The organism is Corynebacterium sp. KPL2838, assembly GCF_040225455.1.
GTDB lineage: Bacteria > Actinomycetota > Actinomycetes > Mycobacteriales > Mycobacteriaceae > Corynebacterium > Corynebacterium rhinophilum.
In genome coordinates, this window is record NZ_JBEHFT010000082.1 from 1 (window position 1) to 633 (window position 633).

Annotated in this window: 1 pseudogene; it reads left to right on the forward strand. The window is 55.0% G+C overall.

Annotated features, from left to right (window positions below):
- Positions 1–559 (forward strand): annotated as a pseudogene (locus ABRP98_RS11755) (transposase family protein); the annotation flags it as partial.
- Positions 560–633: the final 74 nt, after the last annotated feature.

Genomic DNA, 633 nt, shown 5'->3' on the forward strand with positions numbered 1-633 from the left:
GCATGGTGGTAGATTACCTTTCTTCCCAGCCCGACTAGGCTGGATATCAGGTGTCCACCAAAAGGGGGTCAGGTCCATCCGCCGCTACACCACCTCACGGCCGCGCACCGACGCCGGCAAAACCATCTACGCACTGGCGCTGAAACTAACCCGTGTCACCACACTCGAACAGGCACGGGAGTGGACGCTACGTCTGCACGACTTCGGTCAGGTATTCAAAACATTCCTCAACGAGAAAACACCCGTGCCAAAGGAACGCCGAACACTCAATAACCAGTGGGAATGGACTCATCTGCGAATACGCAAAGCCTACAACTCACTGCTGCACCTATCGCGCAACAATTGGTTGTTTACTTACCTTAAGCCACCACCGAATGTGCCTGATCCTAAGCGCTGGGCTTCAACGACAAACAGTCTTGAAGGCGGCATAAACGCCCAGCTCAAACGCATCGCCGATGCGCACCGAGGCAGGTCAGGGGAACGCCAACGAAAAATGCTCGAGTGGTACCTCCACACCAAAAAGCAACTGCCTGACGATCCGCTAAATATCGCCAGGCGGACCTGACCCCCTTTTGGTGGACACCTGATATCCAGCCTAGTCGGGCTGGGAAGAAAGGTAATCTACCACCATGC